Below are 13,927 nucleotides of genomic sequence, written 5' to 3'. Positions count from 1 at the left end.
GCGGGCATCGTATAATGGCTATTACCTCAGCCTTCCAAGCTGATGATGCGGGTTCGATAAATGTAGACCCAAAATCATACTTTAACTAACAGGTGAGTGAGTGAATTGCTTATCTTATTGGGCTTGAAGGACACCGCAAGTAAGGCAAGCTAAAGTATATTTACTTTTAGTTTGAAAATGACCTTACTTTATGCTCTACTCTAGAGCATAGACAATTTGATTAGTCACTCCAGATTTATGAGTGTACTCTGAGCGCGTATCGTATAATGGTAATACCTCAGCCTTCCAAGCTGATGCTGCGAGTTCGATTCTCGCTACGCGCTCAGAGTACACTTTTTTCTTTTTAGCTCGATGAGCTGTACCTCTCTCTATCAATACTAGGAATAAGTCATATCTCGTGTGATGGCGATTTTATGCTGTATTTGAAGTCATGCTCTACACTGTTACCTAAAGTTCGCTTCGGGTGAACGGTTGGCGCTCCTGTCGCTATCCGCGATTGGTTTGTTTGATATAGCGATAAAGTGTGGCAACTCCTATCCCAGCAGCTTTTGCAGCTTTCTCCTTGCTCATCCCTTTTTCAACATACCTCAACGCTTCTACGCATTTGTTTATTGTCGATTGAGTTTGTTGTTTACCTTTGTACTTTCCTTCTGCCTTTGCTCTCTCTATACCAATGAACTGCTTTTCTAGCATTTGCTCACGTTGCATTTGGGCAACGGCTGAAAGAGTGGTGACAACTAATTGACCAGTCGCACTGGTGATGTCGATACTTCCTAAGTCGGCAATGAAGATTTTGATCCCATCAGATTTGCATCTATCAATTAAGTCGAGCACATCACGAGTGCAACGACCCAGTCTGTCGATTGATTGAGTGACAATCTGATCTTGAGGCTTTAGTGAATCCATCAGCCTTTGCCACTGCTCTCGGTCAGTTGTATTTTTAGCACTGACTTTCTCACTAAAGATTTTGTCGAAGTTAAAACCTGTCGATTTAAGCAACGCTATCTGCTGTTCAAGGTTCTGCTCTAAGGTACTTACCCTTGCATATCCGTATATCGCCATAATGCACATATCTCTATCATTAACATGGTTATAAGATAAATCTATCATATAGATTTATCAATCTCTAAATGATAGTGGAATGACATCCTGTCTTTGGCTCATACCTATCTGATAGGTAAGAAAATGTGGCTCACCTCAGAAAGTACCGTAATGATCATCATACTGAGAACCTTTATTGAACAACGCTAATGTTAAATGCCTTTTGCCTAACTAATTGGTGAATATGACTATTCTAATTTTCTCGTAAAACCAGTATGTTGGAGTGTTAGGAAGTTATCAGGCAGCGAAGCATGAAGAAACCACTCGATCAGGTAAGAATTAGAGGCGCAGGCTATAAACCTGTTTTGGATGATGTCCCTCAATACACGCCATCGACAGAACGGGTAAAAGACACACCAGAGCCAACACCTACCCATGAGTGTAATATTAAAATACTTTGTACACTTGAAGAACTAAATCAGCTTCAGGTGGGAGTTTGGTCTTTGGCTAAAACATCGAACGAGCCTAAAGTCATGAGTTGGACTAAAAAAGCAACGCAAGAGAGTGAGGTGTTACTTTCGGCTAAGTGCTTATCCAATGAAGAAAAGAGCTTACTTCATGATGTATTTGTTGATGCTGGTCATATTACTCAGCAAACTATCACACCGAAGCCTATTAACTCATCACATATACATGCTGAGTACATCCCTGTTAAGTTAATGGTGCAATTTTCAGAAAGCGGCTTAGCTTGGGCGACACATGGTTACTATTACCACTTCCTTGATGGAGTATTAGCCAAAGAATACAAAGTGGCGGGTAATGATCGTTGGTCTTGCCATCTGACCCGTTCAAAAGCCCTCTTTTTGTCTGATGAACTATTATCTGACCATCATTACACTTCTATTTTATTGCCTTATAAGGTAGAAGAGAAATCGTTACCACCTCAACATATTCTTTTTAGAACTGAAAAGCTGACATCTGAAGAGCTAGCAAATATTAACCATGCATGGCTTGAAAAGAACGCAGTTACATTAGATGTTGAACAGCTCGTTTCTATTCGACAAACAGATCTTCTGGAGCGTCCAAAAGATACTGAGTCACAAAGCGACTTTAAAGAAAAGTCAGCCCCAACTCACACAGTTAAGACTCACGTTGATACAGGACAAAGCGAGACTTGGACAGATATTGCAGCTCAGTATGGAATTGCTCCCAAGGAACTACTGACACTAAATCCTCTTTATGAACAAGACCCATTATCGCTAAAAGTCGGCGATAAACTTCAAGTAAGGGAGTGGCAAGCACCAGAACAATGCAGCATATCGGATCAACCACATCCGATAAAAACCATTGAAAAAGCCCACTCTTTAGGTGATGTATGGGGAAAATATCAACATACGACCATCAATGATAAGTTGGTTAATATTTCCCAAGATCAAAGCGTGTCGGCTAACACTCCTGTTATCAACGCCACTCACACGTATTGGCCTGCCTATAACTTCCTTGCTAAAGAAGGTGAAAAACAGATTGAGGTGATTTATCGCAGCCAGACAGCAGAGATCGCGATCTTTACGCCTGAAGAGTGGAAAAAACTGTTTGAGATTTGGGACTTCAATGGTGATGTTAAGACCGTCAAAGACTCGCTAACAGGGTTATATAATGCCAGAGAAACTGCCAAAGCACTTGGTGGCTTGGGTGTGACCGCTATTGTCAAAAACATCGATGGTGTCGAGTATCTCTATTTAAATAATTACGATAAGTTTAAACAGACAATTTTGCATGGTGGCGTCTTCCGTGCCGATAACCCTCAAGTGGTGAAAATGGGAATGGGTGCTCTTGATTCAGTTAAAGGCATGACCCGTTACGTAAAAACTTACGCCCCAGCCGAATTTCTTCTTGGCTCAGGGATCAATGGTCTTAAATATCTATTAACCGATGACTATACACTAAGACAATTAGGTGTCGATGAAGCTAAGCTTTTGGTTCATGCGGTAAGTGTTGCTGGTACTGCTTTAGTTTTGGGTAAAATCGTCGCATTTGGAGCAGGATTGTTATCACTTCCTGTAACGGTTCCCGTATCTTTAAGTATCCTTGCTTTCTCTGCTTTTGGGGTATGGTTTATTGATAAAGAGACTGATTTTGAGAAAAGACTAGTGGAGGCTGTCGTTGATGAATTCGATGGCGAATAAAATAGGTTGTATCGCTTTTGTTTTAACTGCATTCGCAATTTCGGTTATTACTTGGTGGGTTTATTGGCAATTTTATGTTGTACAAATTTTTAATCCTTCATCGGAATTAGTTGCTGATCCGCTATATTTTATGTCAATAATCTTTGGAGTGTCTGGTTCTATTCTTGGCATAACCACGCTGTTATCTTTACCTTTAATTACATACGTTTGGTATAAACAAGCTGAAATAACGTTAACTCCGCAGCCTATGAAAATGCGTTATTTTACTCTGCGAAATATAAAGAAGTTTTTTCTTATAGTAGCAATCATCGGCGGTGGTTTTTCCTTCGTGTCTAACATCATCTTACTTCACAAGATCATTCCTGATAACGGCTATGTGCTTTGCCCGAAAAAGATCGGCTACAAAAAGAATTTACTTCGAGACTACGTTCTAGATGTCAGCCAGTGTGAAAAGTTTTAGGTAGGAAAGAGTTCTTACTCAGAGAAGGTTCACGGTGACGCTGAGCCTTATTTTTGGCGTGAACAACGCTTGGTGTTTAATTCGAGAAAGGTTTTATAGTTTGCAAGATAGTATAAATGCAATTGATGACCTAGATGTTAGTAATAAGTGGAAGCGCCGTTTTCATCTATTGAAAAATCTAGGGGCAGATGAACTCAGCCATGCTTTGATTCTGAAGAGTGAAGCATATAGGACATTGTCTTTTAAAGAACGTATCTCTTTTATTTCTAATTTTGCTGCGTTTTTTGGTGGTTTTATATACTACTTTTATAAGCGTATGCATCTAAAAGGCTTGGTAATTCTTTCTTTATCTATGCTTTGGATAGCTGCTCTAGCAGGAATTGAGTTTGTCAGTGGTGTCGTCATCCCTGATGTGGTTTTTTGGAGTTTATCAGCGTGCTTGTGCTCCCAGTGGGCTAACTATGACCTGTATCGAAAAACATTCCATAGCGAGCAACTATGGGATTGGATTCCAGAGCGGTGGCGAAATAAATCAAGTGTTCTTTGGTTTCTAGCTCTATGTGCCGCAATCTGGGGTGGTTCAATTTACTACACTGCTACGCATACATACTCAACTTATGCAGCATATGATGATCCAAATGCCATACGAGTTCCTTGTGGTTCGTTCGTAATGTTTGCCACTCAAGAAGAGGTTGATAGCTATGGTCGAGATGTTATTTGCAATCAGTAACTCCGACTTGACTCGGTGACGACAACATTCAGACTTAAAATGACTAGGTAATATAAGCAGATGCTGGATCGCTTTTACTTTCATCTTGAGCAACGGAAGATATTGTATCAGGGTAAAGAAGATATAAACCCTGAGATTGCTAAAACAATGTTTTCAAAGCTTAAGACGGGTTACTACACGTCACAGGAAGAAGAGTTCATCATGAAGCTGTTTGTGAAGAAGTCCTTTCTAAACAAACGAAATGGTGAGTATGAGTTTATTAAAAAAAGTAAACCTTATAAGCCGAATGTTATCCCCAAAAATATTCGAATTCTCTTTCTATCGATTGCGGCTGGGTTAGTCCTCTATGGTTTGTTTGGTATCAACCACGGAGAGATTTACTTACCCTCCAAACGAGGGCATGGCATTACTTTTGTCGGTGATTCTCTTTATGTTTTATTTGGCTCTTTTGTGATGCTTGCTATCGCCTGTATCATTATTGTTGTGGATCACTACGATAAGAGGAATAACGAGCACCTCTATGATTTAGCGTTAAAAGGGCTTGGCTATGTCAGCTTAGCCTTCTACATCGCGGCTTGTATTTGGAGCTTTGCGAGTTAAAAGGCTTCGCAAGCTGCGTGAACGCAGCAGCTACGATATTGATTAACTCACTCTTTGCCATTGATTTCGAAGTGTGACGACAGGTCTCTCTCTTTGATTGGTGGCATAGAGGTACTCTTCGTGGATCAGCTTGTCCAGCCAAGTTCTGCGCTTGTACCGTGCGCTCAAGCTCGTTACTGCTTTTTTGAAGCTCGCTTCGGAGCCAACGATATGCAGTTCATCTTCTGTTCGAGTTATCGCAGTATATAACCACGCACGGTCAACCATTGGTGCGCCATCCAATGCCACTATGGTTCGTTTAAATTGAGAGCCTTGCGCTTTATGTAGCGTGATCGAGTAGGCGCGTTTCAACGAATCAAAGAGTGCTCTGGTCAGGTTGATCTCTTTGCCGTCATCCGTTCTTACTCGACCTAGGTGATTCCCTCTTGACTCAATGCTTTCTAATACGCCAAGCGTGCCGTTTTGAACGCCTGCTTGGTAGTCATTGATGGTAAATATCACAGGGTCATTGATTCTAAAGTCTGTCTCTAGTTTTTCATTACTGTACATATGAACATACATGGCTGCGCCATCAGGATTTACCATCTTTTGGCAGGATTCGTTAATTTCTGAAGTGATCTTTATTGAGGAAGAGACCACTTGACTGTCTGAGGGAGCCTCTGAGTAAAGCCTTGTACAGGTCTCCACGATATCTTCGTCACGGACGGGATGAAAATGAATGCATCCTGTACTCAACTCTAGCGGTACGATCCCATCATTGACTGATTTTGAGTATTCGGGTATTCCAGAGGATTCAGATTGCCTTTGCACAATATCCAGCTTCACGACAGAAATAAGCCCTGAATCAATCATGTCAGACAACACTAAACCTGAGCCGATGGACGGTAGCTGGTCACGGTCTCCGACAAGCAAGAAGCGAACTGACGGATCTGAATGCGTCACAATCTTATACATGGTGTGCAGATCAAGCATAGAAGCTTCATCGATAACAATAAGGTTTTTGCCTGCGCCGATAGGTGGCTCTCTTAAAAACCTTGCTATCGTTGATGTTGGTAGCCCGATTGATTCATGCAGCCGCATCGCGGCTCTGCCAGAGAGTGCCATCGGATAAATGTTGTATTTCAATGCGGAGTAAGCTTTTAAAACCGTTTTTAGTATGGTGGTTTTTCCTGTACCTGCACCGCCAGTGATAATGGAAACGTGGTGTGACAAGGCTTCTTTGACTGCAAGCTGTTGTTTATTTGCGAGCGTAAAAGGTAATTCATTGATAGCTTGATGCATTGCCGTTTCAGTCGCGCAGCTCCACTTAGCTTCAGAGGTGACGAGCTTCACTAACCTTTTGGCGATCACCGCTTCCGTGACGTACATCCCGACAGGATGATAGTGTTGGGTATCAGGGTCGATGCGAAAGGATAATTTATGTCCTGCCACTTGCATGGCTTTATCGACAACGTCATAGCTGCGCATTATGTCAAACAACTTGCTTCTTAGTTCTCCCTTTGTCATGTACGTATGCCCTGAGCGGGTATGGTTACGTATCGTTTGTTCTATCGCAGCAATAAATCGGATATCTGCGTGGCGTTCGACATGAAAGTAAGAGCGAGCAATCTCATCGGCATCTTTGAAGTTCATACCGAAGGTCACAAGTAAGTAGGGATTGTCCTTTAACTCTTCAACGACTGTATCTTTATGATATTTGAAGAGCTTTTGCTGTATCGCAGGCGGTATACCATGAGAGCAAAACCATTCCGTGTACTTTAGGGTTTGATATTTTTCAAAGCCTGCAATGAGTGCAACCGCCGATTTTTCGGTGAGAATACTCAGTAGTGGGTTCAGTTGTTGTTTCTCAAGGATCTCAAAGATTTTCGAACCATAAGTGCGCCACAACTCTTTGGCTTTACTTATACCGATACCAACAAAATCACGCTCTTTCGAAATAAAGTTCACAAACTCATTGGAGGCTGATGGCAATACCAGTTTCACACGCTTTGGATTGATGAAGTCAAAGCGTTTAAGTTGATAATGCCCTCGTAAGTCATCAACTATCACGAAATCCCCTGTGATCTGAACGCATTGACCTTCAGAAGGGGCAAAATCCATGACATTCACAGGGCAGCGAACCAGCACATAAGATTTGGCTGAGACCATTTCAGGTTGTGATTTGCGTATGAAAACCCCAGTAAACTGAGCTTCTTTGTTGGTTTCAAAATGGATGGCTAGGCGGTCATCATAGCTCCACCCCCATTCCCATTTCGCTCATGATTTCTTTTAGCTCTTCAAAGCGCTTTAACTCAGCTCTAAGGCGCTGGTTCTCTTCTTCAAGCTCTCTGAGTCGATTTGTGTCCACATGGCGCTGAGAAGCGCCCTGATCGTATTTCCTCGGCGAATCTTGAGCGACTTTGCCTGACTCCGTGAGATCAGGCAGGATATTTTTCTCTCTAAGCTCTGTTTCTAGCTCTTCCAGCAATGCTTTAATTTTCGGGTTTTGTCGCAATGCCGAAAGCCCTACGCCAGATTGAGCGGATAGCTCCGCTCTTGCGAGATTATGTGTTTTAGCATTCACAAGTGGCAGCCAAGTTTTAGAGTCGTAAATCTTACAACCATTGGCGTCCAATGGAGTTTTGCTACTTAACCACGTTTCGAATTTTGAGGCATTTTTATCGCCACTAGAGAGCTTTTTGTCGGCATCTTCTGTTAAACCAAAATCACTCATGAGACCGTCCCGTTAAAGCATCAGTAATGTATTTCCATTCGTCACTGCGAAACAGGACTTGCTTCCGAGAATTGCTGACGATTTTTAACACCGTTTTTTCATTTCGAGTTTCGGTTTGGAAGTATTCAGGAAACTGCTCTGGTAGATTAACTAACTTTGATATTATCTGAGCGAATAGAGCATCTTCGGCTGAGGTGTCTGAAATTACCTCTAATGTCGGAAGCCCTTTTTCAGCAGTCGTTTGGTGCGAGAGCGCAAGGCTAATGGGTTGCTTTCTCGATTGTTCCTGTAGTTTGGCGGTTAATACTTTTCTTTCATTCTCTAAAGCTTGCACCTGCATTTGAAGCGTTCTGACATAAGCTCTTGATTTAGGATCTAATTGATCTACAGGAAAACTCACTTCGCTCCGTTGACTTGCTGGAGCCTTATTTTTAGCACCCAGGCGTTTATCTTGTTCAATCACATAGAAAGAGATAAACGCCTTAAAATTTACATTATTTGCAATGGATTGATATTTAGGGGGAACGCTCTCTTTCTCTGTTTTTTCAAACAGATCTGAGTTGTCAACGTTTTGGATGAAAGCGGCAATCGTTGAGTTGTTTATTTTCGCACCTGAAGCCAGCATGGTTTTGGCTGCTTTTCTTATGTTTCGGAGTGACATCTTCGAAATGGGCGTACCGCACTTCTCTTCACATTGAGCGAAAAGCGCTTCCTCTTCATCTCTGAATTTTTGTTCAATGTCATTGAGTTGTTGTGTCATCTCAAATGTTCTCCTCTAACATATGATGCGTAAGGCTTTTTTGATTTTTGGGTAATGTCAGTTGTTGTTCGATCATTGACTGAAGTAAATTGGCTGCTTTTGTGACCTTCTCCAGTTTGAGTTGGCTGATCTCCATTAATCGACCGTCAGATAAAGCAGCTATCTCACCTTGACTGAAATGTTCATTTAAATAATCAGCGAGTTTTAAAGCACCTTTGTTCGCTAAGTGTTTATCTTTGATCCGTGCAAACAAAAAGGAAGAATCAAGGTGACTCACGATGGTATCTAAAAACTCTCGTAACGCCCTGGCTGGGTTTTCTGGAATAGGAACGGAGCCTTTCGGAAGAAGGTACGCTTGTTCAACAATCGTGTGTATTAATTGATACTCTGAACCTGACTTCAAATTGGCGGTGATATTTACATCTCCGATCAAGGTGGGTTTATTGCCTGACTCGGTAGCGTTTGTTTCCCGAAGTTCTTCTGACTGTAACACTGCTAGATAACGGTTCTTCCATGCCTTCATTAAGGGGATTAACGATTCTTCGATACCTTTAATATTGGATTGAGTAGAAGTGATTTTGACATTAAGCTTTCGTCGTTCTTCTGGGGTATCGGCATCTTCTAGCGCCCATTCAATCTCTTCAACACACTCATTGAGGTATTGGATTTCTTTACTGGATTCTTTTAAAACAAACATGATTCGATTCAGCTCCATGATTTGTTCAATCAGAAAATCAAAACCAGTTAACCAGAATCGACAATTACCACACCCGCCCTGAACAGGAACAAATACATTGTCTTCCTCTGGATGAGGCATACCTTCTGAGCATCCTGCGCAACCTTTGCCACCGAGAGGACACATTCCACCTTCGACAGGAGCGAAGGTAGCGATATTTCGATGGTTTAAGTCAATATTTGAGGATTGGTCATTGGGAGCAAATAATTTTCTTTTGTCTTGTCCCAGCAGGACTTTATCACTGGCTGACGGTGCGTATGGCGTGGACTCATTGGCTTGCAGAATGCTTTCCTTGATGACATCTGACTCTGCTTTGCTATAACCCAAGGTCATGAAAATAGAAGCGTGTCCAGCGATAAACTCTGAGACAATATGTAAAGGCACACCAATATCGAGTAAATGAGAAATCCCAGCAACTCGTAATGTATGGATATCAAAGATAGATTTTCCATCCGTATCCGTTAGTGTGACATCAAGCCCTTCTTGTCGGAGCTGCTTTTCTGTTTCTAAACACAGCTCATCAAAAATGCGTTCAATTTTATACTTACTGATCGGTGGGTGGGTAATAATGTGCTTACCACTGAGTTTGTAGCTGACGGTTTCTGTTAAGTCTCTGAATACAGGTAGTATAAACGGAACATTCGCCATGACATTTCTGGCATTGGTAATGCGCTCTCTATCGGATGGAAGGTGGTCAAATCTTAGAGGCTGCGCATCGGCTGAATATTGCTCAAGCCATTGGAATTGCTCAAATAACACATTGTACGGATGATTTAAATTTTTCTCATAGGTATGTTGAGGGTTTGATATGTAAGGCCACGGGATTTCATACCCATTTTTCTCATCAGGAGACCACATCTGTGTTTTGTTCGTATTGATATAAATGGAAAAATCGGAATCTCCCGACATCAATCGATTTGATGGGCGTTGTAAAACGCCAACAGCACCGCCATTCACATCCCATTGTGTTCGATGGTATTCACTTTCGAAATGCTTCAAAGGGGATAGGTTTTCTTTAAAGCTTTTGGTTGTCGGGTCAAAAATCTCTTGATCAAAGTAGCCTTGATCTAACCAACGAGCCTGAACACCTCGTATCGGCAACAATAGCAAAAAAGCGAGAGAGGCTGCTCTGGAGGGGCAAAAAACATATTGTTGAGACTCTGGATCTAGGAAATGGTCAGTACGTCCTTTGGCATGATGGCTATTAAGAGCAGCGAGAGAAATTTGCTCTGCCCATTGGTACGTTGGTACGCCTTTGCTATCAAAGCCACAAAGTATTGCTACCATTTTATCGACAACCATTGACGTGATTCTGGCTCTTGGCGTTTTTGAGCGTCTTCCTCTACCTGTAAAGTCTACTTTGGGTAGATTTTTAAATGGTGATTCAACATCCCGCTCTTCCAACTTCAGTGCATTTGCTACGCCGCGATAAAAACTTTTTGCCAGCCCCCATCGGTGTCTTTTGGTTTTCTTGGATTTGACGCTTTGAGTGTTATTGATATAGTCAAAATAACACTCAGATCTATCTACAAATGGAGAGGGAGTGTATAAATCAATTGGCTTAATATCCCAAGGACTTAGCGCTCCACGGTATTGTATAGCCCATTTTACAAAATGCATGATGTCGGATTTATAACCGTCTGACGTCAATTTTTGTTGATGGAATATTGATAAAGCATCTTGCCATGCATCGGGCAGCGGTTGCGCTACTACACCGATAGGGATATCTGCTGCTGACTCAACAGTAATAGCGCCATTTCTTTCAACCACTTTGTAGCGCTCATACCAATGTAATGAATTTGAGTCTTGTTGTTTATAAAGGGTGTCGCACATCTCCAGAGGGTATCCCAACCCTACGGACTGTGTAAGCTGCTCCATTATCTTTCGATAACCAAGCCTTGCCGCTCTATCTTCATTGAATAAATAACCACAAAGCAGTCGAATTTGTATCGGAAAATTCAACGTTTGACCGATGGATGTGCAAAAGATAAATCGAGACCACAGAGAGGTTAGAATAGACTTTCGATCACTACTAAAAGCTTGGGCTATTGCGTTATCAAGATCATTAGAAGCGAGAGCGCGAAATTGTAATCGTGGTGTATTCTTCAAATATGTGGGAAGCCAGCTTTTTGTCATAGTTCCATAAGACAGCAGCTTAAGGTAGATATTTCGATACAGCGAAGATTTTCGTCGATTGGTATCTGCCAGATGTGCGTCGCTAAAAATTAATAAGCAGTCAGCGTCACCTAGTATTGAAATTAAGTCATTGGCAGTCTTTTTACGTTTAACATCATCAAGTTGCTCTATGCACCATAGTATTTGCTCTGCAATGTGACCACATCCCAACTTGCTTATAGCGTGTTTTCTGCTTAGCAGAAATGCAGGGAAAAGGTTGATGTCAAGCTTTGCCAACGCTTCTTCTGTGATCGCATCAGCCCAAGCTTCAAACATCATCAACTCATCAATGATCTTACCAATAACCTCTTCGACTTCGTCTGTTGTAAGACTGAAAATATAACCTCGCAATGACTTTCTATTTTTTACGGGACTTTTCTCCGCATAAGACGTCAACCAAGTATCAAGAGCCTTGTTTCCCGTCGCTGACATCAAAGTAAAGTTACGAGATTTAGACTTGTTAGCATGAAACTGACGGTAAAAATCTAAAGAGAGTTGAATGAGCGCTTGTTTAAAAGCAGTCATGAGATTTTTTTCAATATGCTCTATTAGCACTGATGCATTCGTGTTTTGAAAGCGTAAGTTAGAGGAAAGGTTTATCAGTATTGGCTCTTCATTTTCTTTAAATGAAGGGACTTGAATTAAAGCGCCTGAGAGTGTTCCTGCTGCGTGTAGTTCAAGTAAGTGAGCATTATCTTTAATGATGATATCTGGTGTCATGATTATCTTCGCCAGTGGTTTGGATACTGGTATTTAAAGTGTTGGTCGAAATCTGCCACAGCAGGAAGGTCTAATGGGACATCGGATGGTTCGCCAATATATTTATGATGAGCAAGTAGCAGTTCGTGACGAACGGTAGCATCCGATAAGTGGTAGTAGATCTGCGTACTGGAAATCTGACTGTGATGCAGCATCCCTTGAAGCTTTGTGATGTCTATCTTCAACACAGTGGCGCAATAAAATCCGAATAAATGCCTTAATGAATGCAAACCATAGCCTTTTCCTGCCAGCCCCATTTTTGCGAGTGAACGTTTTAATGAGGCATTGATAGCGGATATCGTAAGAGGCAACCCATACTCATCGTCGGTTATTTTGATGAACAGCCAAGGATGCCACGGCCAGCCATTAGGGTTTGCTTTTCCTGTACTAGGGTTGCGATAAATGTAGGTGTTCATATATTCTTCAAACACTTTAGCGGCATAACGACCTATTTCTGGGGAGCACCAGAACACTTCGCCATCTCTGCTTGATGCTTCCGAAGGGGTAAACGATGCTTCTAAAAACGTCATTCCTTTAAAACCAGAATGCAACCCGTCATTACGATTCAATACCTGATCTCTGGTTTGTAGGTGCCTTAGTGGGTGATTCGGTGGTAACTGCTCATTCGCGTAATTCTCTTCCATGTATTCTTTTCTGGTGGTTTTCCTGATGTTGCCATCAGAATCTTTCCACGAGATTTCACCATAAGTCGGGTCATCCAGACGAACTCGAAGCATATGATTGTTATCGATACCAATAACATCATCAAAAAAGGTATGTAGAGGTTCAGATCTTCGAAGAGAGCCTCCGCCATACATCAAAAACACTAATTTATCTCTGGGATTGCCAAGGGTCTCTATCAGCTCTATAAAACGGTCAGCGGGAAAACACTTATTTATTCTGTCTTGTAAGCGCTTCGCTCGCTTATGGACTCGGTCTTCTCGAACAGAAATAGAAAATTCTTCTTTTTCATGCTCTTGAGCTGGGAAAAGGTGCAATAAAGCGTCCCAACCTGAACGTTGTTTAAAGGCAAGGTACTTTTCATAAGAGGATAGAAAGACAGTTTCAGAAGGATTTAACCTGTCAGCACCGTGAAATGCACTTTGAAACTTATCGAAATCATTAATGTGTCGAAGGTACGTTGTTTTTATGCTTTTGGCTTTGACGGGCTTCCAGCCAAGAAAGGCTGATTTAAGATAAGAATCCGATGTTAACGTACAGAAGTGATCAGTCCCAAACATCTTAGCATCAAGAAACTTTTCAATTAGTCGATTGGTGTCATAATCGTCACCTTCATGGATGGTGAGCACTTTATGGAAATTATACAAATGACCAATTGCTCTCATTGCTTCTTCTAGTGATGAAGGAGTGACTCCTTGCTTTATCATCCCACTAATCCATTGGTTAACACCAATTGCAGGCTCTCCATCAAAAAACATGATAGGGATATCGAACTTGGGGTATTCGGTGGTTCTGACCCACTTGATTGAATAAAAACTGAAGAAATCCATCATAATCCCTTAAAGTACAGAAGTATTAAAGTATGATGCAGATGTCTTCATTTTGAAAGGTGTTTTTACTAGAATTATTTTTTGTTGCAATGTGAGATCTTACTGCTATAATGCGCCGAACTCTTCTTAAGGAAATGACTAACAAGGCTTAAGAGCATAATTCTCAGCGCTTTGAAGTTTCTAAAGCGGAGAGTATAGGGCAACATAAAGTATATCGTTTTAGGTCTACCTTTTTCGATTCCCGCTGCCCGCTCCA

10 protein-coding genes and 1 tRNA gene are annotated in these 13,927 nt (G+C 41.6%); 5 read left to right on the top strand and 6 right to left on the bottom strand.

The features are described from left to right. Nucleotides 1-252 precede the first annotated feature (252 nt). Nucleotides 253-323 (top strand) — tRNA-Gly (locus B7360_RS23800). A gap of 163 nt (nucleotides 324-486) precedes the next feature. Here B7360_RS23800 and B7360_RS23795 read toward each other — a convergent pair. After that, nucleotides 487-1,110, bottom strand: coding sequence for a recombinase family protein (locus B7360_RS23795; protein ID WP_254048153.1), 624 nt, complete (start codon nucleotides 1,108-1,110; stop codon nucleotides 487-489). A 242-nt stretch (nucleotides 1,111-1,352) separates the two neighbouring features. On the opposite strand from B7360_RS23795, the gene B7360_RS24960 reads away from it, so the two are divergent. The 4 genes from B7360_RS24960 to B7360_RS23775 are packed head-to-tail and all read left to right on the top strand — an operon-like array spanning nucleotide 1,353 to nucleotide 5,017. Beyond that, nucleotides 1,353-3,227: a LysM peptidoglycan-binding domain-containing protein gene (locus B7360_RS24960; RefSeq protein ID WP_114149239.1), complete on the top strand. Its 1,875-nt coding sequence runs from the start codon at nucleotides 1,353-1,355 to the stop codon at nucleotides 3,225-3,227. Continuing rightward, complete coding sequence (locus B7360_RS23785; protein WP_042770331.1) at nucleotides 3,208-3,687, top strand: DUF1240 domain-containing protein; 480 nt, start codon at nucleotides 3,208-3,210, stop codon at nucleotides 3,685-3,687. The genes B7360_RS24960 and B7360_RS23785 overlap by 20 nt, the downstream gene beginning before the upstream one ends. Nucleotides 3,688-3,721: 34 nt before the next feature. Further along, entirely contained in the window at nucleotides 3,722-4,417 is a 696-nt protein-coding gene (locus B7360_RS23780; protein ID WP_254048152.1) for a DUF2628 domain-containing protein, read from the top strand. 60 nt (nucleotides 4,418-4,477) lie between these two features. After that, the gene (locus B7360_RS23775; protein ID WP_085344825.1) at nucleotides 4,478-5,017 is read left to right on the top strand and encodes a hypothetical protein; all 540 of its coding nucleotides are present in this window, start codon (nucleotides 4,478-4,480) and stop codon (nucleotides 5,015-5,017) included. Between the two features lie 42 nt (nucleotides 5,018-5,059). Here the strand turns inward: B7360_RS23775 and B7360_RS23770 are convergent, their stop codons facing one another. From B7360_RS23770 to B7360_RS23750, 5 genes are all read right to left on the bottom strand, one after another. After that, nucleotides 5,060-7,165 carry an AAA family ATPase gene (locus B7360_RS23770; protein ID WP_085344824.1) on the bottom strand — a complete coding sequence of 702 codons (2,106 nt, stop codon included), beginning with the start codon at nucleotides 7,163-7,165 and terminating at the stop codon, nucleotides 5,060-5,062. Nucleotides 7,166-7,244: 79 nt separating this feature from the next. Then, nucleotides 7,245-7,730 (bottom strand): VPA1267 family protein, encoded by a 486-nt coding sequence (locus tag B7360_RS23765; RefSeq protein WP_085344823.1) that lies wholly within the window; start codon nucleotides 7,728-7,730, stop codon nucleotides 7,245-7,247. After that, a complete protein-coding gene (locus B7360_RS23760) occupies nucleotides 7,723-8,490 on the bottom strand; it encodes a hypothetical protein (protein ID WP_085344822.1) in 768 nt (255 codons plus the stop codon). Before B7360_RS23760 ends, B7360_RS23765 begins: the two co-directional genes overlap by 8 nt. Nucleotide 8,491: 1 nt before the next feature. Further along, nucleotides 8,492-12,121 carry a VPA1269 family protein gene (locus tag B7360_RS23755; protein WP_085344821.1) on the bottom strand — a complete coding sequence of 1,210 codons (3,630 nt, stop codon included), beginning with the start codon at nucleotides 12,119-12,121 and terminating at the stop codon, nucleotides 8,492-8,494. A 2-nt stretch (nucleotides 12,122-12,123) separates the two neighbouring features. Next, a complete protein-coding gene (locus tag B7360_RS23750; protein WP_162597297.1) occupies nucleotides 12,124-13,671 on the bottom strand; it encodes a tyrosine-type recombinase/integrase in 1,548 nt (515 codons plus the stop codon). Nucleotides 13,672-13,927: the final 256 nt, after the last annotated feature.

It is taken from the genome of Vibrio sp. ArtGut-C1, from assembly GCF_002105475.1.
GTDB classification, from domain to species: domain Bacteria; phylum Pseudomonadota; class Gammaproteobacteria; order Enterobacterales; family Vibrionaceae; genus Vibrio; species Vibrio diabolicus.
The sequence above is the reverse complement of the archived record's forward strand: the minus strand, read 5'-3'. Positions and strand labels throughout refer to the sequence as shown.

Excerpts from the sequence above, each read along its gene's own strand:
- B7360_RS23795 (WP_254048153.1), bottom strand. The coding sequence starts at position 1,110 with ATGATAGATTTATCTTATAACCATGTTAATGATAGAGATATGTGCATT.
- B7360_RS24960 (WP_114149239.1), top strand. The coding sequence starts at position 1,353 with ATGAAGAAACCACTCGATCAGGTAAGAATTAGAGGCGCAGGCTATAAA.
- B7360_RS23785 (WP_042770331.1), top strand. The coding sequence starts at position 3,208 with ATGAATTCGATGGCGAATAAAATAGGTTGTATCGCTTTTGTTTTAACT.
- B7360_RS23775 (WP_085344825.1), top strand. The coding sequence starts at position 4,478 with ATGCTGGATCGCTTTTACTTTCATCTTGAGCAACGGAAGATATTGTAT.
- B7360_RS23770 (WP_085344824.1), bottom strand. The coding sequence starts at position 7,165 with ATGGTCTCAGCCAAATCTTATGTGCTGGTTCGCTGCCCTGTGAATGTC.
- B7360_RS23765 (WP_085344823.1), bottom strand. The coding sequence starts at position 7,730 with ATGAGTGATTTTGGTTTAACAGAAGATGCCGACAAAAAGCTCTCTAGT.
- B7360_RS23760 (WP_085344822.1), bottom strand. The coding sequence starts at position 8,490 with ATGACACAACAACTCAATGACATTGAACAAAAATTCAGAGATGAAGAG.
- B7360_RS23755 (WP_085344821.1), bottom strand. The coding sequence starts at position 12,121 with ATGACACCAGATATCATCATTAAAGATAATGCTCACTTACTTGAACTA.
- B7360_RS23750 (WP_162597297.1), bottom strand. The coding sequence starts at position 13,671 with ATGGATTTCTTCAGTTTTTATTCAATCAAGTGGGTCAGAACCACCGAA.